At 42.7% G+C, this 21,678-nt stretch carries 22 protein-coding genes and 1 tRNA gene; 3 read left to right on the plus strand and 20 right to left on the minus strand.

All coding sequences use genetic code 11. The features are described 5' to 3' along the window. Nucleotides 1-29: 29 nt before the first annotated feature. From GT589_RS01055 to rlmH, 6 genes are all read right to left on the minus strand, one after another. The gene (locus tag GT589_RS01055; RefSeq protein ID WP_293394660.1) at nt 30-1,493 is read right to left on the minus strand and encodes a DNA cytosine methyltransferase; all 1,464 of its coding nucleotides are present in this window, start codon (nt 1,491-1,493) and stop codon (nt 30-32) included. A gap of 16 nt (nt 1,494-1,509) precedes the next feature. After that, nucleotides 1,510-2,427, minus strand: coding sequence for a DNA cytosine methyltransferase (locus GT589_RS01060; protein WP_293394663.1), 918 nt, complete (start codon nt 2,425-2,427; stop codon nt 1,510-1,512). A 17-nt stretch (nt 2,428-2,444) separates the two neighbouring features. Further along, nucleotides 2,445-2,630: an antitoxin gene (locus GT589_RS01065; RefSeq protein WP_293394666.1), complete on the minus strand. Its 186-nt coding sequence runs from the start codon at nt 2,628-2,630 to the stop codon at nt 2,445-2,447. A 128-nt stretch (nt 2,631-2,758) separates the two neighbouring features. Beyond that, nucleotides 2,759-3,196, minus strand: a complete 438-nt coding sequence (locus GT589_RS01070) for a very short patch repair endonuclease (protein ID WP_293394669.1) — start codon at nt 3,194-3,196, stop codon at nt 2,759-2,761. A 58-nt stretch (nt 3,197-3,254) separates the two neighbouring features. Continuing rightward, on the minus strand, nt 3,255-3,560 hold the full coding sequence (locus GT589_RS01075) for a hypothetical protein (protein ID WP_293394672.1): 306 nt from the start codon (nt 3,558-3,560) through the stop codon (nt 3,255-3,257). A 183-nt stretch (nt 3,561-3,743) separates the two neighbouring features. Next, nucleotides 3,744-4,223: a 23S rRNA (pseudouridine(1915)-N(3))-methyltransferase RlmH gene (rlmH, locus tag GT589_RS01080; RefSeq protein WP_293394675.1), complete on the minus strand. Its 480-nt coding sequence runs from the start codon at nt 4,221-4,223 to the stop codon at nt 3,744-3,746. Nucleotides 4,224-4,376: 153 nt separating this feature from the next. On the opposite strand from rlmH, the gene GT589_RS01085 reads away from it, so the two are divergent. Then, nucleotides 4,377-4,799 (plus strand): DUF4332 domain-containing protein, encoded by a 423-nt coding sequence (locus GT589_RS01085; RefSeq protein ID WP_293394678.1) that lies wholly within the window; start codon nt 4,377-4,379, stop codon nt 4,797-4,799. Between the two features lie 52 nt (nt 4,800-4,851). Here GT589_RS01085 and htrA read toward each other — a convergent pair whose 3' ends face one another. From htrA to GT589_RS01130, 9 genes are all read right to left on the minus strand, one after another. Then, a complete protein-coding gene (gene htrA, locus GT589_RS01090) occupies nt 4,852-5,919 on the minus strand; it encodes a serine protease HtrA (protein WP_293394681.1) in 1,068 nt (355 codons plus the stop codon). A 29-nt stretch (nt 5,920-5,948) separates the two neighbouring features. Then, nucleotides 5,949-6,734 carry an MBL fold metallo-hydrolase gene (locus GT589_RS01095; protein WP_293394816.1) on the minus strand — a complete coding sequence of 262 codons (786 nt, stop codon included), beginning with the start codon at nt 6,732-6,734 and terminating at the stop codon, nt 5,949-5,951. Further along, entirely contained in the window at nt 6,724-7,995 is a 1,272-nt protein-coding gene (locus GT589_RS01100; RefSeq protein WP_293394819.1) for a UDP-N-acetylglucosamine 1-carboxyvinyltransferase, read from the minus strand. The genes GT589_RS01095 and GT589_RS01100 overlap by 11 nt, the downstream gene beginning before the upstream one ends. A gap of 171 nt (nt 7,996-8,166) precedes the next feature. Further along, entirely contained in the window at nt 8,167-8,952 is a 786-nt protein-coding gene (gene yycI / locus GT589_RS01105; protein ID WP_293394684.1) for a two-component system regulatory protein YycI, read from the minus strand. Next, nucleotides 8,933-10,333: a hypothetical protein gene (locus GT589_RS01110; protein WP_293394687.1), complete on the minus strand. Its 1,401-nt coding sequence runs from the start codon at nt 10,331-10,333 to the stop codon at nt 8,933-8,935. The genes yycI and GT589_RS01110 overlap by 20 nt, the downstream gene beginning before the upstream one ends. Before the next feature lie 15 nt (nt 10,334-10,348). Next, nucleotides 10,349-10,867, minus strand: coding sequence for a hypothetical protein (locus GT589_RS01115; protein ID WP_293394690.1), 519 nt, complete (start codon nt 10,865-10,867; stop codon nt 10,349-10,351). 126 nt (nt 10,868-10,993) lie between these two features. Continuing rightward, the gene (locus tag GT589_RS01120) at nt 10,994-12,787 is read right to left on the minus strand and encodes an ATP-binding protein (RefSeq protein ID WP_293394693.1); all 1,794 of its coding nucleotides are present in this window, start codon (nt 12,785-12,787) and stop codon (nt 10,994-10,996) included. A 3-nt stretch (nt 12,788-12,790) separates the two neighbouring features. Continuing rightward, the gene (yycF, locus tag GT589_RS01125; RefSeq protein ID WP_293394696.1) at nt 12,791-13,483 is read right to left on the minus strand and encodes a response regulator YycF; all 693 of its coding nucleotides are present in this window, start codon (nt 13,481-13,483) and stop codon (nt 12,791-12,793) included. A gap of 101 nt (nt 13,484-13,584) precedes the next feature. Beyond that, nucleotides 13,585-15,018: a M23 family metallopeptidase gene (locus tag GT589_RS01130; RefSeq protein ID WP_293394699.1), complete on the minus strand. Its 1,434-nt coding sequence runs from the start codon at nt 15,016-15,018 to the stop codon at nt 13,585-13,587. A 254-nt stretch (nt 15,019-15,272) separates the two neighbouring features. Between GT589_RS01130 and GT589_RS01135 the strand changes: the two genes are divergently transcribed. Then, complete coding sequence (locus GT589_RS01135) at nt 15,273-16,343, plus strand: DnaD domain protein (RefSeq protein ID WP_293394702.1); 1,071 nt, start codon at nt 15,273-15,275, stop codon at nt 16,341-16,343. Between the two features lie 8 nt (nt 16,344-16,351). Further along, nucleotides 16,352-17,338, plus strand: a complete 987-nt coding sequence (locus GT589_RS01140) for an ATP-binding protein (protein WP_293394705.1) — start codon at nt 16,352-16,354, stop codon at nt 17,336-17,338. Between the two features lie 60 nt (nt 17,339-17,398). Here the strand turns inward: GT589_RS01140 and GT589_RS01145 are convergent. The 5 genes from GT589_RS01145 to GT589_RS01165 form a co-directional block, all read right to left on the minus strand. Then, nucleotides 17,399-17,474 (minus strand) — tRNA-Val (locus tag GT589_RS01145). A gap of 162 nt (nt 17,475-17,636) precedes the next feature. Beyond that, nucleotides 17,637-18,917 carry an adenylosuccinate synthase gene (locus GT589_RS01150; protein WP_293394708.1) on the minus strand — a complete coding sequence of 427 codons (1,281 nt, stop codon included), beginning with the start codon at nt 18,915-18,917 and terminating at the stop codon, nt 17,637-17,639. 179 nt (nt 18,918-19,096) lie between these two features. Continuing rightward, the gene (locus tag GT589_RS01155; protein WP_293394711.1) at nt 19,097-20,254 is read right to left on the minus strand and encodes an aminotransferase class V-fold PLP-dependent enzyme; all 1,158 of its coding nucleotides are present in this window, start codon (nt 20,252-20,254) and stop codon (nt 19,097-19,099) included. A gap of 301 nt (nt 20,255-20,555) precedes the next feature. Beyond that, on the minus strand, nt 20,556-20,996 hold the full coding sequence (locus GT589_RS01160; RefSeq protein WP_293394714.1) for a DUF134 domain-containing protein: 441 nt from the start codon (nt 20,994-20,996) through the stop codon (nt 20,556-20,558). A gap of 74 nt (nt 20,997-21,070) precedes the next feature. Continuing rightward, nucleotides 21,071-21,637 (minus strand): GNAT family N-acetyltransferase, encoded by a 567-nt coding sequence (locus GT589_RS01165; protein WP_293394717.1) that lies wholly within the window; start codon nt 21,635-21,637, stop codon nt 21,071-21,073. Between the last annotated feature and the right edge of the window lie 41 nt (nt 21,638-21,678).

The following is a 21,678-nucleotide window of genomic DNA, read 5'->3' on the forward strand; positions in this document are numbered from 1 at the left end:
CCCTATGATCATAGGGATATCTCTTTTTTTTATAGATATTTTCTAATTGTAGTCGCTATAGCTCGACCTAGCAGGGGAGGAACAGAATTCCCGATTTGCATGTAGGTCTTTGTATAGGCTCCCCTAAAGAAGTAATCATCCGGGTATGATTGAACTCTTGCCGCTTCACGAGGAGTCAGACCCCTTGCTTGTGTCGGGTGTATATACATGTTGCAGTCAAACTTCATATGCGCAGTTATCGTCTTACAGACCTTGTCATTTTCAAGTTTGAAATACTTGTCCTTGAAGATATGGTTTCTGCTCGAATAAGGCATGATATCTGCAATCTTTGGATCGTCGGATTTATCTCCTTGGTGTAAACGTCCAAATATTTCTATATCCCTATCGTTATTATATCTGGCTTTGTGATTCAACACATACGGTACCTTTAAACCTTGATTTATTTTGTCCATATACCTGTTAGCCGCGGTTTCATATGCTTTCGAAATCTTACCTCCGCTTTCTTCTGTGTTAATATTCGTTGAATTTTTAATAGTGGATGCCCTTAATGTCTTTAATCCAAAAAGAGCATCTTTCAATACATGGCTTTGCTGCTCCTCTGCATAATCGAACAGGTCGGCAAAAATTTCTTCATTGTCAATACCAATTCTGTTGCCAATGAATATAAGCCGTTCCCTGTTTTGGGGCACCCCAAAATCCTTGGCGTTCAGTATCCTCGCGCTCACGGCATATCCGACATTTTCAAAATCTTCCCTGACTTGGTCGACCACCGAAAGCATTCCTTTTACATTCTCCATAACAAAGAATCTCGGCTGTATCATTTCAACCACTCTTATATAGCTTTTGTATAAATAGTTCCTCGGATCATCTATTAGTCTTTGTCTGTTTGCCATGCTAAATCCTTGGCACGGGGGACCCCCTACTACAACATCCGTAGTCCCAAATCGTAGGTATTGTTCCATATTGTCAATTACATCATTTATGTCTCCCAATACTATGTGTTTTCTCGGCGTTTCTGGATGGTTATGGCTATATGTGTCGATGCAACACGGCTCAATATCATTTGCCAGATTGAGGACATACCCCCCTTGCCTAAAACCTAAAGAAAGGCCGCCAGCTCCGCAAAACAAATCGATAAACTTCGGAGCTTCAGTGTCCACATTTCTAATTTGGTCATTAATATAGCGATTGCAATATTTTGATATACAACACTCGCCGCAGTTCGGCACCTCTGAACAAATGTGGGCACTAAGACCAGTCAAGCCCGCCATTATATGTTCCTTGTCTTTTAATGCGTGCTCTTTGAAATATTGGCCTCTATCACTCAAGAGCATATCTTGAGAAATTTCAGAAATCCTGTTTATGCAAATATTCACTTTATCATTTGGATCAAATTCAGCCTCAGGATATGTGGCTCTTAAAAGCTCGCATACTTCTGTATAGTCATTATGAAAATCCACATCCAGATTATTATACTTTCTCTTTACTTTCAATGAAACACAACCTCCATTACCAGCCTAACGCTTGTCTGATTTGCCATGCGACCTTATGTGCCACATCAACCGTCACGGCGTTACCAAACTGTTTGTACGCCTGAGTATCAGACACAGGGATTCTAAAGTCGTCTGGAAAACCTTGCAATCTTGCGCACTCTCGTGGTGTCAGCCGTCTAACTCTGCCATTTTGAGTCACATAGTTATCTTGGCACGCCCTATGCATTTTAGCCATTGTAGCAGTCAATGGCCGCGCAATTCTGAGATCTATTTCTGGTCTAGCTCTAAAGTTACCTGTCCCATGAGACATTACAGTTCTCAGTATTCTTTCTGATAGAAAGTACTTATCATCAACGTCATGCTCAAGCAAGTCTTGCAAAGTACGCTCCAGAGGGACCGGTTCGGGAAATTCGAACTCAATATCACTATTATCGAAACATACTATATATGTTCTGTTTCTAGTCTGAGGAATCCCGTAATTAGCTGTATTTAATACCGTATCGAAAACCCTGTATCCCAAATCCTCTGTCAGAATTTTTCTTATAGTCGCAAATGTCCTTCCGCCATTATGTGTTCTTAGTGTTCTCACATTCTCCAGCACAACAACTGGGGGTTTATGCCCTTTGCGCGTCTGGTCCAATATGATTTCAACAACCCTGAAAAACAGAGTCCCTCTCGCATCATCAAACCCCATTTCATTTCCCATCATACTGAAAGGCTGACAGGGGAAGCCTCCTATTAAAATATCGTGTCGGGGTATGCTATCCAATTCTATCTCATTAATATCATTGTGAACAATGTGCTCTCCAAAATTCTCCTTATACGTTTTTACGGCAAATTTGTCAAAATCGTTAGCCCACACTATATTGAATCCGGCTCTTGCGAAGCCTAGATCAAGACCTCCACAACCGCTGAACAGTGATACAGCATCCATATATTAAACACCCTCTTCTATAATTCATTTTTCGATTTTATGTATTCTCTGATCCAACATCTTATTTCAACGGAAGCCGCTTTGCCCTCCTCATTCAAAAGATCCATAAATGCTTTTTTTATATGTGGTTCCACAACAACCTCGATCTTCGCTGTTTTTTTTCTTCCCGGCGGCCTGCCACATCCGTTGCTTTTATCATGCACAACAACCAACCTCCATCCAGATTTATGTCCACACTATATAGAATATAGTGTTTTTATCATGATGTAAAGTATTGAGTCCAGCTAATTCTTCTTGTAACTTATTAATTTAGGCAACAGTTAAGATCCTTTTATGTTTTTTCGTGTTCTGCTTTTATCTTTAATATATTTTCAAGCAAAGAATTCATCGTCTCGTCGAAATTGTTTTCTACTTGGCATTCCCACAATACAAATACATTCCAGCCGTCTTTTGTTAAATCTTGTATTATTCTTATATCCCGTTCTTTGTTTCTCTCGAGTTTTTCTTTCCAAAATTCGACCTGTGTTTTTGGGAAACGGCATAATTTGCAGTTTTCATGCGCATGCCAAAAACACCCGTGTACAAATATCGCTATTTTATATTTAGTGATTACTATGTCGGGTTTTCCAGTGACTTTTTCATAGTTCTTCCTATATCTTATTCCGTGATGGAACAACCAATTCCTTACTTTGATTTCTATTTTCGTATCCTTGTTCCTGATTCTTGACATTATCTCGTGTCTTTTCTCTTTTGAAAAGATATCTGCCATTAGTAAACCTCTCTGATGATTTGTTGTGCCGCTATAGCGCACTTATTCTTCCATGGTTTTATTCAGCCAAATACCGTTTTAATCTTTTAAAGTACCTTTCATTATTTCTGTTTGTGTTTGGATTTCGCTTATCAGTTAGCCTTTCAATTATCAAATCGTTCATTATTTTATCAACAATATCATCCCTAATATAAATATCGCCTAATTCAATCTCATAGAAATTATAGTCTGCGAAGTGTGTCTCTACTAGAAGCTTTGATTCTGTTATTTTGTCGATATAGACTATGCACTCTTCATCAAATATTTCTTTTACAATGCTTTTGAATGTCGTTTTTATTTTAGTCAAATCCTTCATGTCTGCCAATAACAATTCACTAACCATCGGCTCAATCTTTCTTTTATAACGATTTGTCATTCCCATCCCACCTCTGCATATTCTCTAGTCTTAATAGAACATGTCATTGTAAGTCTCCGAACCGTTAAAAATATAGTTTCTCTTATAAACTATTGAAATACATGACTTCAATTTGCCAAATACGGTTTGCAGTTACTTGTGATAAGGTTCATTTCTCATAATTCGAAAACTCCTGTATATCTGTTCAATTAGTATAAGCCGCATTAGCTGGTGGGGAAATGTCATCCTCGAGAATGAAAGCGCGTAATCAGAGCGCCTTAGCACTTCATCGGACAGTCCTATGGAGCCGCCTATAACAAACGTGATATCGCTTTTGCCGCTTATGCCGAGCTTTTCTATCTTATTGGCAAGTTCCTCGGAGGAAAGCATGTTTCCACCTATCTCGAGTGTTATTGCATACGAGCCTTCTTTAATGTTTGAAAGTATCCTTTGACCCTCCGCTTTTTTCACATTCTCCATCTCTTTTTCGCTCATGTTTTCCGGAGCCTTTTCGTCGGCTACCTCTATAATGCTTAACTTGCAGTACTTCGAGAGCCTCTTTTGGAATTCTTCCATCCCGAGCTTTATGTACTTCTCCTTAATCTTGCCTACTGAGACTATCGTTATATTCACTCCAGTTCATCCTTTCTACTATAGTGCCCATGTGAATATGCTGTTTCACGTGTACCGGAATTTAAATGCCGTTTAAAAAATATGTTTCACCAGGTTTTTATTTGGGTAAAAATACTTATGTATTTTTCATTACCATCTTCAAGGAGGCATTTAATGAGCAGTCTAGCGACAATGTCAAAGCTCATAAGCATCCAGGGAATCGACAGCGAGTATGAACAGCGGCTTAGAAGCATAGGAATACGTTCAAAGCAAAAACTTATAGAAAAAGGCTTCAACAAGTATGGCAGAAAAATAATATCCAAAGAGACTGGCATATCTGACAGTCTTGTGCTCAAATGGGTCACACTCATAGATATCGAGCGAATAAAGGGCATAGGACCCGAATACGCAGAGCTTCTGGAGCTTTGCGGCGTCGATACTGTACCTTCACTTGCCAGGAGGAACGCCCGCAATCTGCTTGAAAAAATGACGGAAGTCAATTCCAAGTGGCAGATTGTAAAAAAACTTCCTACACAGGTTCAGCTTGAAGGGTGGATAGAGCAGTCAAAAAGTCTGCCGCGCGCAGTTTTCTACTAATTTGAATATGCTTTAGAAAGGCCCGGAAGAATATCCGGGCCTTTTATATTTGCTAAAGCTTTACATTGAGTTCTACTGTTTTGCCGTTCCTGTCCACAGTCACCGTCGTCTCTTCTCCCGGCGAAAGCTTGTAGAGCTCTCGCACAAGATTGCCCATGGACTTAACATCCGCCTTGCCTATCTTTACTATTACATCTCCGGCTTTTATTCCCGCCTTGGCTGCTGCGCTGCCGGCTACAGTTTCAAGCACATATACACCTGTATCAGCAGACAGATCTTCGCCTGAAGCCTGTTCATACCTGGCTACGTCCACGCCCTGTATGCCAAGCACTACCTTTTCAAACTGGCCTTTTTCTATAAACTGGGTTACTATAGGCTTCGCTATGTTTATAGGAATCGCAAAACCCAGACCCTCACCAGATTGTATCTTGGCGGAGTTTACTCCTATTACCTGACCCTTGGAGTTAAGCAGAGGCCCACCGCTGTTTCCTGGGTTTATGCTGGCATCAGTCTGAATTAGATTTTCCATCGTCTCATATTGGTTTATTTCTATGCTTCTGTTGAGTCCGCTTATTATTCCCTGCGTCATCGACCTTTCAAATTCAAGCCCGAGCGGGTTTCCTATTGCTATAGCCAGATCTCCGACCTCCACACTGTCGCTGTCTCCGAGTTCTGCCACTGTAAGATCTTGCTTTTCAACCTTGATTATTGCCAAATCAAGCAAGGAATCATACCATAGCACTTTTGCCTCTTCCTTTGTTCCGTCATAAAACAGCACTGTCACGTCTTTTGCCTGTCCGCTGGCTATAACATGGGCATTTGTAAGTATATACCCTCTTGAGTCCACTATAACGCCAGTTCCAACGCCGCTTTGCTCCGTATTGCCAAACAGGAAGTCTTGCTGGACTGTCACTGTAGTTATACCCACAACAGATGGCATGGCCTTTTTCGCCACTGTCTTGTATACGGTCTCTGTAGATTCAACAACTGTCTGTTTTGTAGTCTCGCCTGCCGAGTCCTGCTTGAAGAATGAGTCGGGCAGTACGTTAAATACCGTATAGATTGTAAGCAGCGAGCCTATCACCGCTCCTATAATCCCTGTTACAAATCCTTTTCCCATGAAAACACCCCCAGCATTTTAAATATATGCTATATGTCATACAGCTTTGAAGCCTGCTGGCGAAGCAGGACTTCTATGTTTATATTTTCTATACCTTCCATTTTAAGTGTTCCAACAACAGTTTCATAAGCCAGCTCAGGAAAATTGTTCTCCCGGCTAAGATGCGCAAGCAATACCCTCTTTACGCCCTCGTTTGCAAGCTCTACGCAAAACGATGCCGCATCCTCGTTTGAGAGGTGGCCGCTTGATGAAAGTATTCGCCTTTTGAGATGGTATGGATATGCACCCATCTTTAGCATCTCAACATCGTGGTTGGATTCAAGCACCACTATGTCCGAGTCGTGCAGCTGCCCTCTTATCTCGTCGCATATGCAGCCCGTGTCTGTTGCTATGCTCAGCTTTTTTTTGCCGTTGTCTATGCAAAAACCCACCGGATCGGCAGCGTCATGGTGTATGCCGAAAGCCTTTATCCGGAGGCTTCCTATGTCAAAGCTCCTGCCAGTTTCGAATACCTGTATGTTTTCCGGCGAGACCTTCCCTAGCTTGTCACCCATTTCCTGCCACGTCCTGGCATTCGCGTATATGGGTATGTCATGCTTTCTTGAAAGTATACCCGCTCCCTTTATATGGTCGACGTGTTCGTGCGTTATTAGTATGGCCTTTAGTCCGTCCATTCCTATATCAATGCTTTCAAGGTTTTCCCTGACTTTCTTGCCTGAAAGGCCGGCATCCACGAGTATTCCCGTGCCTTCAAAGCCTATGTAGTGGCAGTTGCCGCAGCTGCCGCTTGCCACAGAAGCATAATTAAAGCCCATCGTCTTCTTCCTCACCTATTCTGCTTATTTTTCCGCCTATGCCTCTTATCTTTTCTGCTATATCGTCATATCCTCTCTCAACATGGTATATGTCCTCTATTTCCGTGACGCCATGAGCCATGAGCCCCGCTATTATAAGGCATGCTCCTGCTCTTAGATCTGAAGCCTTCACACTTGTTCCCGATAGCTTCTGAGGCCCGTTTATTATAACAGTCGAGTTTTCAACCATTATCCCGGCACCCATTCTGTTGAGCTCGTCCACGTGCCCGAACCTGTTCTCAAATATGGTTTCTGTCACTATTGAGGTTCCATTGGCTTTGAGCAAAAGAGGAGTGAAGGGCTGCTGCATATCAGTTGGAAAGCCCGGATATACAAGAGTTTTTACATTGACTGCGTGCATGTTTTCCTTGCCTACAACCCTTATGCTGTCGTCATATTCTATGACTTCTGCGCCCATCTCCCGCAGCTTTGCGCTCACAGGCTCCATGTGTATAGGTATTACATCCTTTACAAGCACGTCTCCCGCTGTTGCAGCTGCCATGGCCATGAATGTGCCCGCCTCTATCTGGTCTGGTATCACAGTGTATTCGCATCCACTCAGACTCTCGACACCTCTTATCTTAATTGTGTCGGTTCCGGCGCCTATTATTTTTGCGCCCATGGAGTTGAGGAAGTTCGCCAGGTCTACTATGTGCGGCTCCTTTGCGGCGTTCTCTATCACTGTGGTTCCCTGCGCCCTTACGCTTGCAAGCATTATGTTCATTGTGGCACCTACGCTCACTATGTCCATGTAGACTTCCTGCCCGACAAGCCTTTCTGCTGAAGCTTCTATTATCCCGTGCTCGAGGGTCACCTGGGCTCCAAGCGCCTCAAATCCCTTCTTGTGCTGGTCTATCGGTCTTGTGCCTATTTCACAGCCTCCAGGATATGCAACTTTTGCATGGCTGAATCTGCCAAGGCCTGCGCCAAGGAAATAATAAGAGGCTCTTAGCATTTTAGCCATTTCATATGTAGCAAAACATTCCGTGACATTCGTAGTGTCTATTACGGCTGTTTTACCGTCATATTCGACATCAGCACCCATGCTCGAGAGTATCTTGCACAGCATCCTTATGTCGCTTATATTAGGAAGGTTGTTTATCTTGAATTTGCCCTTTGCAAGTATACATGCCGGAAGTATTGCAACTGCAGCATTCTTGAATCCGCCTATGCTTACTTCGCCACAAAGCCTGTTTCCGCCTTCTATTATAAACTTACCCATGTCATCACCTTTTTCCATTTTGGTTAAATTCACAAATCACTTCTTTTATTATCTATGTTCATTACTTATAGCAAGTCATTATATCTTCTTTCTAGTCAATACAATTAAATTATACCAAATTATTGAACCCTGTATTAAAATTTTGTAAAAATAATTATAAAAAGCCCCCGATTAGAAATCAAGGGCTGAAACATACTTTTCAGTTCCGTCCGAGAGTGTAATCCTCCAAGCTGGAAAGGCCTTCGCTGTTTTTGTATCCTTTATATTCAGATTTTCCCCCAGCTTGAAATAGTATCCAAGACTTATGTCGCTTATCACGCTTGAATCATCCAGTTCCGGATATATTTTTACTATTGCCTCATATGGTGATATCAGCATCCTCTTTTGGAAGATGGATTTCTCAGGTATAAGCCAGAGTCTTTCTACCTTGAGGCTCCCATCCCTTTGGAATTTGAAACTCATGTAGCTTTTTTCCAGAAAATAGCCATCGTGATCACCCGCATACACAACTTCGATATATTCAGGATTTTCCGAAGCTTTTTTCAGCTTTATACCGCGTCCGTTCAGTTCATACAGCTTGAGGAATCCGTTTGCATAGTCGATTGCGCTTTCCACATCATACTTTTTAAGCTTTGCATCGAATGTGAGCACTGATTTGTTTGCACCTTCAAATTCATAAACCGCTCCCTTGTCTTCCACAAGCGTTTTGTACATATCCTTATCGGGCATTTCGTATTTCACCAGAATCGGCCCGAGCCTTTGTTCATGCTCTGGCACCTTTACCTTAAGCTCTATATTTTTCTTTTCCAAGAGCATCTGTACATATTCCCTGTACTCACCGTCCGAAAAATGCTCGTTTTGTGCTATGCTCTTTGTCTTATAATAGCTATACCCCAGAAACATATTCGTTATTATGAACGCTATTATTAGTATGAATTTAGCTTTTGCCCAGTCCATAGCTAAGCCTCTCCCCTGTGTATGCATCAAATACGTATCTGCTGTCCTCGGTTTCAAAACTCCACGAAGGTATGAACATATTCTCATCGCTTAAAAAATAAACAAGCTCTATTGATCTGAATCTGCTAAGCACATTTTCAGTCATTTCTATGCCTTGTTCCTCGCCTGGAGCAAGCTCACTTTTGAAAAAATCAAAGTTTTCATTGAGTATGGCCTGCGGACTTAGCGTATTCAAATCAGAAAATACATTATATGCCATGTTGTCTTCTATGCCTACAATCATGCCCGTAAGCGAATAAACTTCGTTACCTGCCACTGTGGCCTTGATATGCTCTATTCCTGTGTCAGAGCTGAACCTCAGACCGTCAATGTTGTATGAGAACGAAAATACATAGGCGTCAGAGCCTTTTATCTTTGTTTTTTCAGCTGCAACGAGATAAATCTCCTTGCTGTCTATGCCCATTTCAGACAGAAGCCTTGAAACCCTTGAAAAAGCTTCAAACTGGTCAATCTGAGCCTTGCTTACAGTTTCATTGAGGTACTCTATCTTGCCGTCGGGCTGTATTCTGAGCACTCTTTCCCCAAATCCGTATATGAAGGAATTGGCTCCCCCCGTCTCAATTACTCTGTTCACAAAATCGTATTTTTCCTTGAACACGTTTTGTGCCATTTCGACAAGGGCATCTTCATTTTTTATATCAATGCTGCTTTTGCTTTTGAAATAAGGGTATTTGTAGTTTGATGGGTCTATTGGTATGAGCAGATTGCTTTCAATTCCAAGCAATGATTTGATAGAATAGTATTTTACAAGATTGCCTTCATTCATGCTGTCTTCCAATTCGTCAATAATTGTCAGCTTTTTTACCCCGCCCGTCTCAACTCTTACAGCGCCTCCTTGAGAGAGCAAAAAATATATCCCCCCGTCGTCAACAAGGGGAATAATTATTGTATCTATTCCTTTATATCTGTCGAGTATACTTTTGTCCAAACCTATTGCCTTGGACAAGATTCTGCCTTCCGACGGAAAAGCGAGCTGCACCTCGATAGTTCTCATATCTGCCAGTTTCTGGACTCCGCTTTCGTCTACTTCGCCAACTCGGGATGCCCTGCCTATTTCTGCATTCAAAATCTCCTTAAGCTGCTGCCAGTACTCGCTCTTTTGCTCGATGATTTCCACATTGTTGCCATCACCGCCCGCAAAATGCACAAACAGCCTGCTTGGCTTGAAATGATATTCGATATCCCTTGTATTTTCAATACTTGCAAAAAAATTGCCGTATCCGCTGAAATAGTCTGCCAAATCCAGATTCAAAGCAGTAAGAACAAGGCTTGTTATGAACAAAGCCGTAAGCACAAACGTCTTAATTCTCTCCTTAATCATACTGCTCTTCCCCTATTATTGAGATATCATGCTGTTCACTAGCTGAGTAACGGAGCTTTCCTTGAGCTGCTCCATTGATTTTTTGACACTCGATTCTCTGAGCTGCTTGAAATTAACTATCTTTTCGATTTTTGCTCCATCTGATAATGATCTTATTATTACCTTGTTTTCTCCAAGGCTGAGCTTAATTTCCTTTACGAATATCCCCATAGAGCCTACTTTGAAGTATTCCTTCGTCGTGAGCTTCGTAAACTTAACGGTTTTTGTATCCGCATCTCTTTGCATGCTGATATTGTTAGCCTGTGCATAAACCTCCAGCAGCACAGGAGTCCCTGGATCTCCTTTTCCTGATACCACTGCTGTTGAGTTTGTAGTGACTGTGTAGCTTGCCTGTGGCTTTATTGCTTCTATTGACTGCTCCGTTTGCACCGAGCTATCATTTTCAACACCTGCAGCTTGCGCTGGATTTCCCACAAATCCGCTCCCGGCAAGCATCAGGCCGATCAAAACACCTGAAACAAGTTTCTTCATCATGCAGACCTCCCTTATAATAGCATTTGTACTCTATAAAATTATACATAATTTATATTACAAAACTATTACAAACGGATTAAAAGGTTTTTACATTATCCACAATTCCACAGGGTTATCAACAGGGTTTTACACAGACTTATCCAGCGGAAGGCTAAGGGTAAATATGGTGCCGCTTCCAAGCTCGCTTTCCACTGATATATTTCCGCCGTGATCCTCTATTATGTGCTTCGTTATCGAGAGTCCAAGGCCCGTGCCCCCCATATCCCTAGACCTTGCCTTATCAACCCTGTAAAACCTTTCAAATATCCTGGACATTGCCTCTTTCGGTATTCCTATTCCGTTATCTCTTATCCTTATATAGGCCTTTTCAGCGTCTGATGACACGGTAAGGCTTATGTCACCCCCATTAGGCGTGTATTTGATGCAGTTTGTAAGTATGTTCTGAATGGCCTGCTCGAGCTTGTGCGTGTCTGCCTTTATAAGCACAGGCTCCTCGGGAAACATGTGTATGAAATTATGATTTTTTTCATTGAACGCCAGACTGAGTTTTTTTGCTATTGCCGATGTGAACGCCACAAGCTCAATCTGCTCAAATTTCCAGTCGACATTCTTTGTGTCAAGCTGCGAAAGCTGCAGCAGCTCTCTTACAATAAGCGCCATTCTGTCCGTCTCACTCTCGATGACCTTGAGGAACTGCATGCTGGTATCCTTGTCGTCTACAGCCCCGCTCAGCAGAGTCTCCGAATAGCTCTTTATTGTAGTTATTGGAGTTCTCAGCTCGTGCGAAACGTTGGCGACAAACTCTCTTCTCATGTTGTCGAGCTTCTGATGCTCTGTTATATCCTGAAGTACCAGTATTATAAGGGATACTTGCCTGCTGGCATCTCTTATGCACACAAAACTGACCTTGAGTATGGCGCCGCTTTCGACCTCAACCACCTCACTGCCAAAATCGCTGCCTCGCTCGAGTATGCTGCTTAGCATGAGGTTTTTGCTGTATCTTCCCATTATGTCGTCATAGCCCATAGAGTCTATGTCTTTGCCTTCTATAGACATCATCTCTAGAAATCTGGGGTTGAGGTGAACGATTCCGCCCATGAAATCAACCGCCAATAGCCCGTCGGCCATATGTGTTATAATGGCGTCAAGCTTGCTCTTTTCGCTTGATATCTCGGAAAGTGTCTGTCTTAGCTTTGCCGTCAGATAGTTGAACATCCTGCCCAGCTGGCCTATCTCGTCATCCGACTTGACCTCGACAACCTGATCGAAATCTCCCTTTGCCATCTTGAGCGCTTTTTTTGTAACGTCGTTTATTGGCGTTGTTATGGATGTTCCCACCAGGAATCCTAATATTATTGTGACAAAAAGGCCCAGCTCTATGGCCCTTATGAATATTATCTTAGAGTTGTCGAGTATCTTGTATATGTCATCCAGATTGGCCATGCAGTAAATTATTCCTATGACCTTTCCGCTCCTGTCCTTGTAGGGGAATGCCATGTGCTTTACTGCATACTTGCCATTGTCGCCAAAACCCACGTTTTTTTCTGAAATTTTGCCCACCGAAGCGGCAAGCATGACTGAATCGTCCAGAAGATCCAGAGCATTCATACGTGCTATCTCCGGATTTGAAGATGCCACTATTTCAAAATCAGCAGCCGCATCCACTATTATCACCTGATATCCTATTGAAAGAGGTATTCTTTCGATATCTTTCTGTATGTTATCTTTGTTTTGTCCCAAGTTTTCCTCGGGCAAAAACTTTCTGACTGTGTTATTGGAGATATATTTGAGATCGTCCCTGACCTTGTTGAGATAGTACTGCTCGAACTGGCTGGTCATGAATATCCCCACTATAACCATAGCTATGAATACAAGGAGAAAATATATGGTTATGAACTTCCACCTTATGCTCCTTAGCAATCCTTATTCCCCCTTGAAGTAATAGCCAACTCCGCGCCTTGTGACTATGTACTTTGGATTCGAAGCATCTTCTTCTATCTTTTCCCTAAGACGCCTAACCGTGACATCTACGGTTCTTATATCCCCGTAATATTCATAACCCCATACCTTCTCCAACAGCTGCTCTCTTGAAAACACCTGCTCCTTCTGCGTGGCAAGAAACTTGAGGAGCTCAAATTCTCTGACCGTCAGCTCGAGTACCGCTTCGCCCTTTGTGACTTCATATTTCACCATATCTATAGTAAGGTCTCCGAATGTAAGCACATCTCCCTGCTTTTCGTTCAGATTAGACATGTCCATCCTTCTCAGATTCGCCTTGACCCTGGCCACAAGCTCTCTTACACTGAAGGGCTTTGTAATATAATCATCAGCTCCCAGCTCAAGCCCGAGCACCTTGTCGACCTCGTCTTCCTTGGCTGTCACTATAATTATCGGCATTGAGAATTTCTCCCTTATCTTTTTGCATACTTGGAATCCATCCTGCTTTGGTATCATTATGTCAAGCAGCACAAGCTCCGGCTCGAATTCCCATGCCTTTTTGACAGCCTCTTCCCCGTCATACGCCGTCTCTACGCTGTAGCCTTCCTTTTCAAGATTGAACCTTAGAATGTCTGCGATAGGCTTTTCATCCTCTACAACTAGTATCTTTTTTCCCATATTAGCTCCCCCTAACGGATTCGCATATTTCTAAAACAAAAAGCTGTTGCCTCCAACAGCTTTTTGTAATGTCATGCAATTTGCCAGACTAAAATCTTTTATTATATATATTTCTTCGGGTTCACAGGCGAACCGCCTTTTCTGACCTCAAAATGCAGGTGCGGTCCCGTCGATCTGCCTGTGTTTCCTACAGATCCTATGTTTTGTCCCCTGTATACTCTGTCTCCGGCTTTGACGCTAAATGAACTGCAGTGACCGTAATAAGTTTGATAGCCGTTCTCGTGATTTACAATTATTATCTTGCCATATCCATTCTTCCAGCCGGCAAAAGTGACCTTGCCTCCGTCAGCTGCAACTATAGGAGTTCCTATGGGAGCCGCAAGGTCGATGCCTGTATGCATCCTGCCCCATCTTCTTCCAAAAGGCGAAGTGAACCTGCCCCTGGTTGGAGTTATGAATGCTCCAAATGCCAGAGTCTTTGGCCTTTCCTTGATTCCCTGTACTATTATATTGTCCTTTGGCGCCTTTACTATATCCTCGTTTATCACGGTCGTAGATGCAATTACGCCGTCTACCATAATCTGCTTGGCCTGTACCTTCTTAAGGCCTTCTTCACCTTCTGCCTTGACCTTTTTATCGCCCTTATACATGGCGCTTGTGTCTTCATAGACCACATTGAAAGGTATGCGTTCTTCATATGCTATATCTTGTGTTGTCTTTACGCTTATAAAAGGCTTGGGAAGGCTGAGGCTTATAGTCTGTCCTATCTGGAGGTTTTCGATGTTGGTTCCCGGATTGGCGTCTTGTATTTGTGAAACGCCGATTTTGAATTTTTCTGATATGCTCCACGTCGTGTCTCCCGCTTGCACGGTGTATGTATGAAGCTCGTGGCCGCCGGTTTTTATGTATTCCACAGCTCTTTGCGGCGTTTTAACCAGCCCTATGTCCGCTTGGAGCTTTTCTATTTCAACTTTCTGTAGAAAATCCGTCTTGATGCTTGAAGCATTGTCCTGCTTTTTCGTATATGGCTGCTTTAGAAGTTCAAGCACCTTCTTTGCTTCCGCTTCACTCTTTAACGCCACTACAAGCTTGCCTTGAGCTTTTATGCCGTATGCATCCACCTGAAGGTCTATACCCGATTTTATCTTCTTTTCAAGATTTGATGCGCTCAGCAGCTTGCTGTCTGCCACGTGAACTCCCTTTAGCTCTATCTTCTGGCCTATCTTAATGTCGCTTCCAAGCTCCTTTGGAACACTTTTCTTGATATTTTCTATCGCCTGGTATACCTCAGACTTCTTGTCAACCGCTCCTATGGCTTTGCCGTCTATGTACAGCTCGTAATCCATTGTGGCAAAGAACGCCGCCGCCGAAAGAGCCACTGCGCATGTGCCCGCTGCCACATATGCGGGAGTGTTGCCTCTTAGCAGTCTCTCAGGAAGCTTATCCGCAAGCCTCGAGTTCTTAATCAGTCTAGTGATGCTTTCCGTGACTTTTCTGGTGCTTGCAGCCACTCTATTTAAAAGCGTATTTTTCATTTTTAAAGCTCCTTTCAAAACATTTCAACTAATTATAACAAAAAATCATACATAATTTCAAATGAATACATTAAATTTGATTAATATTTTCTATTGAATAATGCTCTTGATATAATAATTTTATTTGTATCAAAAAAATCACATACAGCTTATTTTATAACAATTAATTTTTTATTGCAAGTTTTTGTGGGAACAGTTACCATCTGCGACTTTCTAATGCTGTTATGATATAATCTTTATGAGGTGATATTTAGATGTTTTACAAGGAAAAAAGCGATGTCAGCTTCGGGCAGACGCCTCTTGACAATATATTCATAGACATATTCATGCCCATGTCAAATGGCACTTTTGTAATGGTCTATATCCTGGGCTACAGGTATGCCTGCCAGGGCGGTGAGCTTGAGAGTCCTCCAAGCAACATGATGATAGCCAGAAATCTTGGCATCCCGCTTTCGGATGTGCTGGGTGCCTGGAGCTTCTGGGAGGAGCGTGGGCTTATAAAAAAACATGCCAACTCTTCCGCTGACGAAACCGACTACAGCGTTGAATTTATGGACCTTAAGAAACTCTATATGGAAAAGATAATGCCCGGAACCCAAAAGTCAAAGAGTGAAAGAATTGGCGTCGACGATCTGATACTTCTAAATGAAAACGAGAGCATACAGTCAATGTTCAACTTCATAAACGATACCATATCCAGGGAACTTGTGCCAAACGAAAAGCGCAGAATACTTGAAATAATGGAAAAGTACAACATGACCTGCGACGTTGTCAAGATGGCTTATACTCAGGCCATGTCCAAGAAAGGCATAAAGAATATCAGCTATATAGAGTCGATACTGCGCAACTGGTATGATCTTAAAATCACTAATATGCAGCAGCTCGAGGAGCATATTGGCCGCCAGGGCGAAAAAATATCCCTCTATAGCGAAGTTTTCAAGGCCCTTGGTTTTGCAAGACCACCCTCAGCCGAGGAAAAGAAGGTTATGGATTCCTGGACCGACAGCATGCACTTTGATATCGAGCTCATACTCAAGGCCTGCTCTAGGTCAAAAAATACGTCCAACCCGTCTATAGCTTATATAAATGGCATACTCAGAAACTGGCATGAGAAGGGCATCAAAACAGTTGAAGATGCAGAGCTTGAAATTGAATCGCGAGCTAAAAATCAAAAATCTTTGGTACGCCACAAATCAACTGATAAACCTGCTGCAAACCCATATAAGACAAAATTCCACTTTGCAGAGGAGCGCAGTTCGAGATATACTCCGGAAGAATTTGAAAAAATAGTTCTCGAAAGCCAGAAAAAAAGATTTAATAAGTAGGTGAAAAATTGAGAGAAGAAACTCTAAGAAAAATACTTTCAAAATATGAAAAAAAACGTGACGCAGCCGCCAACCGCCTCGAGCTGCGCAAAAAAAAGCTCTACTCCGTTTTTCCAAGGCTTGAGGAGATAGAGGGCGAGATATTCAGCCTAGGCCTTAAGATGGGCAAGCTGGCACTCGACAATCCAGATGACCTCGAAAGCATCGTGGAACACAGCAAGCAAAAGCTCGAGACTCTAAAACGCGAAAAAGAAGCTATAATGAAGTCCTCCGGCTTCCCGGCAGACTACCTTTCAATGCAGTACGAGTGCCCTCTATGCAAAGACAGAGGTTTTCTGGCCAGCGGCGAGAAATGTACCTGCCTCAGGCAGGAGCTTATTGCAGAAGCCTATAAGATGTCGAATCTCAAGCAAGTTCTGCTCAGGGAGAACCTCGCGACTTTCAACCTTGATATTTTTTCAGATGAAAAAAATAGCAATTCTGAGCTTTCTCCAAAGGAAAATATGGCCACAATACTGGCCACATGCGATAATTTCATAATGAACTTCGCCGAAAGCAACGGAGAAAACCTGCTTTTTTATGGCACCACCGGCTCCGGAAAGACATTCATGTGCAACTGCATAGCCAAGGATCTATTGGATAGAGGCCATTTTGTCATTTATCAAACTGCTTTTTCTCTGTTTGCTATAATAGAAGACTATAGATTCCAAAAAAGAGACAACGCTATAGACAGGGAATCCTACGAATCGCTCTTTGAATGCGACCTACTTATAATAGATGATCTTGGCAGTGAAATTCAAAACACCTTCACCATCAGCGAACTTTTTCATATACTAAACACTCGTCTTATAAATGGTAAAAAAACTGTTATATCTACCAACCTTACGCTTATAGAATTAGATCAACGTTATACAGGCAGAATATTTTCAAGGCTGTCGAGTAACTTCAATTTACTTAGATTCTTCGGCAAAGACCTGAGGTGGGAAAACAGGTAAAAAAGATAATCCACCAATAAAAAAAAGATGCCCGAAACATTTCGGACATCCTTTTTTTATTGGTGGGAGCAACAGGGCTCGAACCTGTGACCCCCTGCTTGTAAGGCAGATGCTCTCCCAGCTGAGCTATGCTCCCACGAATTTTTAACTTGTGTTTTATTTTACTATCGTTTGGACCGTATGTCAACACTTATGCCGCAAATATTTGAAAAGACATATTACATAGTCAGCCAATGCGACCGCTTATCAAAGACAAAAATGGCGAAAGCGTATGCTTTCGCCATTCAATAGCTATATACTAGTAAAGCTCCTTTAGCACCATAGTCTGGTCCCTCTTTGGTCCCACTGCCACTATGCTTGCCTTTACGCCGCAAAGCTCCTCTATCCTGCTTACATACTTCTTCGCATTCTCTGGAAGCTCGTCAAAGCTCCTTACTGATGTGATGTCTTCGTTCCAACCGTCAAGCTCCTCGAATACAGGCTCGCATTTTGCAAGCTCCTCTATGCTTGCCGGGAATTCAGTAAGGACTATATCGCCCTTCCTGTAGCCCACACAAACTTTTATCTTTTCAAAGCCGCTCATAACGTCCAGCTTCGTAAGCGCCATTGATGTAAGGCCGTTTATCCTTACCGCATACCTTAGTATCACAGCATCAAACCAGCCGCATCTTCTAGATCTTCCTGTAGTAGTTCCAAATTCATGGCCTACAGTTCTCATTCTTTCGCCGTCTTCATCGAAAAGCTCAGTTGGGAATGGACCTTTTCCTACTCTTGTAGTATAGGCCTTCACCACGCCGACAACGTCGTTTATCATTGTAGGTCCAACGCCTGTACCTGTACATACTCCGCCCGCTACAGGATTTGAGGATGTAACGTATGGGTAAGTTCCGTAGTCCAGGTCAAGCAGGGTGCCCTGTGCTCCCTCGAATAGAACCTTCTTGCCGTTTTTTATGGCGTCAAAGACAGTTATAGACGTATCGGAAACATACTTTCTGATTTGCTCTGCATAGCCAATATATTTATCGTACATTTCTTGGAAATCAAAACCGTCACTGTCATACACTGCTCTTATAAGCTTGTTTTGGAAAGCCACGTTGCCTTCAAGCTTCTCCTTGAAGGAATCAGAAAGCATGTCGCAAATCCTTATTCCCATCCTGTCTGTCTTGTCTCTATAGCATGGTCCTATGCCGCGCCTTGTAGTTCCGATATCCTCGCTGCCTCTTCTTTGCTCGCTGAGTATATCAAGACTCTTATGATAAGGGAATATGACATGAGCTCTTTCATCTATCATGAGGTTGTCTGTGCCTATACCTCTTTCGTTGAGATATTTGATTTCTGAAAGCAGCACCTCAGGATCAACTACGACGCCCGCGCTTATTATGCATGGCGTGTCTCCGTACAGTATTCCAGATGGTATAAGATGGAGCTTGTACTCCTCTTCTCCTACAACAACCGTATGGCCTGCATTGTTTCCACCTGAATATCTTACAACTACGTCAGCTTTTTCCGCAAGAAAGTCTATTATCTTTCCTTTTCCTTCATCCCCCCACTGGGATCCCACTACTACCAAACTTGACAAATCTCTTCACCTCTTTATTTATAAAAAATATTATTCACATATATTCGAACACTACAAGTTTTATTTTATCAAATATACGTATTATAATCAATCTTTAAATTGTAAGCTAATTGCGTCAGGCCTTTTGAGAGCTGCAGGCAAGGCGTCAAAAAAACCGCCTGCAATGAGGCGGTTTCCATTTATTCCATCGACTCGAGAGTCCTTTTAATCGCATCGGCTGCATACTCGATCTGCTCTAGCGTTGTTGCATAGCCGAAGCTGAATCTTACAGTTCCCTGCGGGAATGTTCCCAGTGTTTTGTGTGCCGAAGGCGCGCAGTGAAGGCCAACCCTTGTCGAAATGTGGTATTCGTGCTCAAGTACAAAACCTATCTCCGCATTGTCGCTGCCTTCAAAGTCTATCGAGACCACAGCAACCCTGCCTTCCCCAGTTTCCTTGCCTGCCAGCTTTACGCCAGGCAAGTCCTTGACCCTTTTTATGAACTCCATTGTCATCTCAAGCTCGTGCTCTCTTATATTTTCTATGCCCTTTTCCTTGAGGAATTTAAGCGATGCGTTAAGGCCGTATATTCCGACAATGTTTTGCGTGCCTGATTCGAACTTGTCGGGCATGAAATGCGGCTGCTCCTCTGATTCAGATGTGCTGCCCGTTCCGCCCTCTATGAAAGGCTCCACCTGCTCACACAGCCTGTCATTTATTACAAAGCCGCCCATCCCTGGAGGTCCAAGCAGGCTCTTGTGTCCGGTAAAAGCTATCGCGTCGGCATTTAGCTTTTTCATATCAACATCGAGCACTCCTGCAGTCTGAGCCGCGTCTACTATGAAGAATATGTCGTGTTCCCTGGCTATTCTGCCCACACCCTCCAGATCAAGCACAGTTCCACATACGTTCGAAGCGTGCATCATTATTATGGCCTTAGTACTCTCCTTTATAAGGCTCCTTACGCTTTCAAGGTCAACCTGTCCATCCGGAAAGCATTTCGCCCTTGAAAATTCAACACCTTTTTTCGAGAGGCTGTTGAGAGGTCTTGTGACTGCATTGTGCTCCATTGATGATATTATAACGTGGTCGCCCGCTTTTAGCAGACCTTTCATTATTGCATTCAGACTTTCAGTTATGTTCTTTGTGAAAACTACGTTCTCCACCTTGTCGCAGTTGAAAAGCTCGCAGAGCAGCTCCCTGGTTTCAAGGACTATCCTTTGCGCCGCAAAGGCGTCTTCGTATGCCCCTCGGCCTACATTGCAGCCGACATTGGTGATATAGTTGGCCATGGCCTCAGCCACGCCTGGAGCTTTTGGAAATGCTGTCGCTCCGTTGTCCATGTATATACCTTTCATATCATTGGTACCTCCACAAAAAATATTTTCTTCGCTTATTTCTATAGTTAATCAGATTGTTTTTTCAATGACTTTGGAAAATACAGCTTTGTATCACTCCTAATAATAATATAAAAGAGATCATAAATAAATCAAAAAAACAAAACTTAGAGACAATTTTCCATAGAAGTATTTTATGAATTCATCGTTGTATATTAGAATTGTCAATAATGCATATGCTATCAACCATGCAGATTCTGCAATATAAAAAGGCTGACTTGGCAAATGCCAAATCAACCTTTAAGTTTTATAACGAAGTTTTCTAGTCTTCACCCTTGCACCACTTAATGCAAAAATCCGCCTTCTTGCTGCAAAGGACCTTTTCAGATCCGCAGGCTGGACATGTGAACCTGTCCTGCTTGTATTTGATTTCGTATACAGTCGAACAATCCAGGCATTTGTATTTGCACATGCTGGTGGTATAGTGACCTCCGCTGATTCGGATGGCCTTGCCTTCTATAAGTGCTGACACCACCTTTTTCCTTGCACTGTCAATTATGTTCTGGAATGTCTGGCGCGATACCTGCATCTTCTCGGCGCATTCCTCCTGGTTGAGCTCATGTATATCCTTGAGCCTCATCGCTTCAAGCTCTTCCACATTCAAGACTATTTCATCTATCTCACATTTTGGCTTCCCCCAGGGCACAAAGTATGTAGCCTCCGGAAAGAATTCCACCCGTCTGAATTTCTTTGGTCTTGCCATATAACTGCCCTCCCGCATACGCGCCGTGTCATTCCATAAAAGATATCCACACTTATCAACAGGCTGTCTGTTGATTATGTGGATATCTCCATTCTGTAAAAAAGTGCCTTTATATTGTCGCCCCGCTTTATGAACACCTTGTCTCTTTTGAAATCCTCATCCTTCGGAATGTCACTTTTTTTGATGTTTACTTTCATATATGACTTGTCGACATATTTGAAGCCGCACGCCAGATAGCATCTGTAGGCTCTCCTGTTGAAGGCCGCCACCCTCAGCACCAGCTTCTTGTATTTCATTCCGTCGAAGTAATAGTTCAAAAATGCCGTTATGGCGTCACGCCCATATCCCGCGTCAACATATTTTGGGCTGAAAACTATCCCCATTTCTGCTTTTTTGGAAAATATGTTCACATTCCTAAGCGAGATATATCCTATGACTTCACCTGTCATAGTCAGCACAGTAAAGCATTTTTTCAATCCGCTGTTTTTTATGCCATACCATACATCCCTCTCGCCGTGTGTAAACTGCGGAAATGAGTAGTCTGCAAGAAGGGGATCTTCATATGGAGGCCATGTAACCATGACGTCTACGTCTTCTCTTTCCATCCTTCGAATAAGTGTCTTTTCTCCCTTTGATAGCAAATGCACTCTCTCCCCATCAGGCTACAGCTTTGTCGGGATTA

It is taken from the genome of Peptoclostridium sp., assembly GCF_009881055.1.
GTDB lineage: Bacteria > Bacillota > Clostridia > Peptostreptococcales > Peptostreptococcaceae > Peptoclostridium_A.

What these genes read in the sequence shown, in the direction of transcription:
- GT589_RS01060 (WP_293394663.1), bottom strand. Translation starts at nt 2,427, where the DNA reads ATGGATGCTGTATCACTGTTCAGCGGTTGTGGAGGTCTTGATCTAGGC.
- GT589_RS01070 (WP_293394669.1), bottom strand. Translation starts at nt 3,196, where the DNA reads ATGGCAGATATCTTTTCAAAAGAGAAAAGACACGAGATAATGTCAAGA.
- GT589_RS01085 (WP_293394678.1), top strand. Translation starts at nt 4,377, where the DNA reads ATGAGCAGTCTAGCGACAATGTCAAAGCTCATAAGCATCCAGGGAATC.
- htrA (WP_293394681.1), bottom strand. Translation starts at nt 5,919, where the DNA reads ATGGGAAAAGGATTTGTAACAGGGATTATAGGAGCGGTGATAGGCTCG.
- GT589_RS01095 (WP_293394816.1), bottom strand. Translation starts at nt 6,734, where the DNA reads ATGGGCTTTAATTATGCTTCTGTGGCAAGCGGCAGCTGCGGCAACTGC.
- GT589_RS01100 (WP_293394819.1), bottom strand. Translation starts at nt 7,995, where the DNA reads ATGGGTAAGTTTATAATAGAAGGCGGAAACAGGCTTTGTGGCGAAGTA.
- yycI (WP_293394684.1), bottom strand. Translation starts at nt 8,952, where the DNA reads ATGGACTGGGCAAAAGCTAAATTCATACTAATAATAGCGTTCATAATA.
- GT589_RS01110 (WP_293394687.1), bottom strand. Translation starts at nt 10,333, where the DNA reads ATGATTAAGGAGAGAATTAAGACGTTTGTGCTTACGGCTTTGTTCATA.
- GT589_RS01115 (WP_293394690.1), bottom strand. Translation starts at nt 10,867, where the DNA reads ATGATGAAGAAACTTGTTTCAGGTGTTTTGATCGGCCTGATGCTTGCC.
- yycF (WP_293394696.1), bottom strand. Translation starts at nt 13,483, where the DNA reads ATGGGAAAAAAGATACTAGTTGTAGAGGATGAAAAGCCTATCGCAGAC.
- GT589_RS01130 (WP_293394699.1), bottom strand. Translation starts at nt 15,018, where the DNA reads ATGAAAAATACGCTTTTAAATAGAGTGGCTGCAAGCACCAGAAAAGTC.
- GT589_RS01135 (WP_293394702.1), top strand. Translation starts at nt 15,273, where the DNA reads ATGTTTTACAAGGAAAAAAGCGATGTCAGCTTCGGGCAGACGCCTCTT.
- GT589_RS01155 (WP_293394711.1), bottom strand. Translation starts at nt 20,254, where the DNA reads ATGAAAGGTATATACATGGACAACGGAGCGACAGCATTTCCAAAAGCT.
- GT589_RS01160 (WP_293394714.1), bottom strand. Translation starts at nt 20,996, where the DNA reads ATGGCAAGACCAAAGAAATTCAGACGGGTGGAATTCTTTCCGGAGGCT.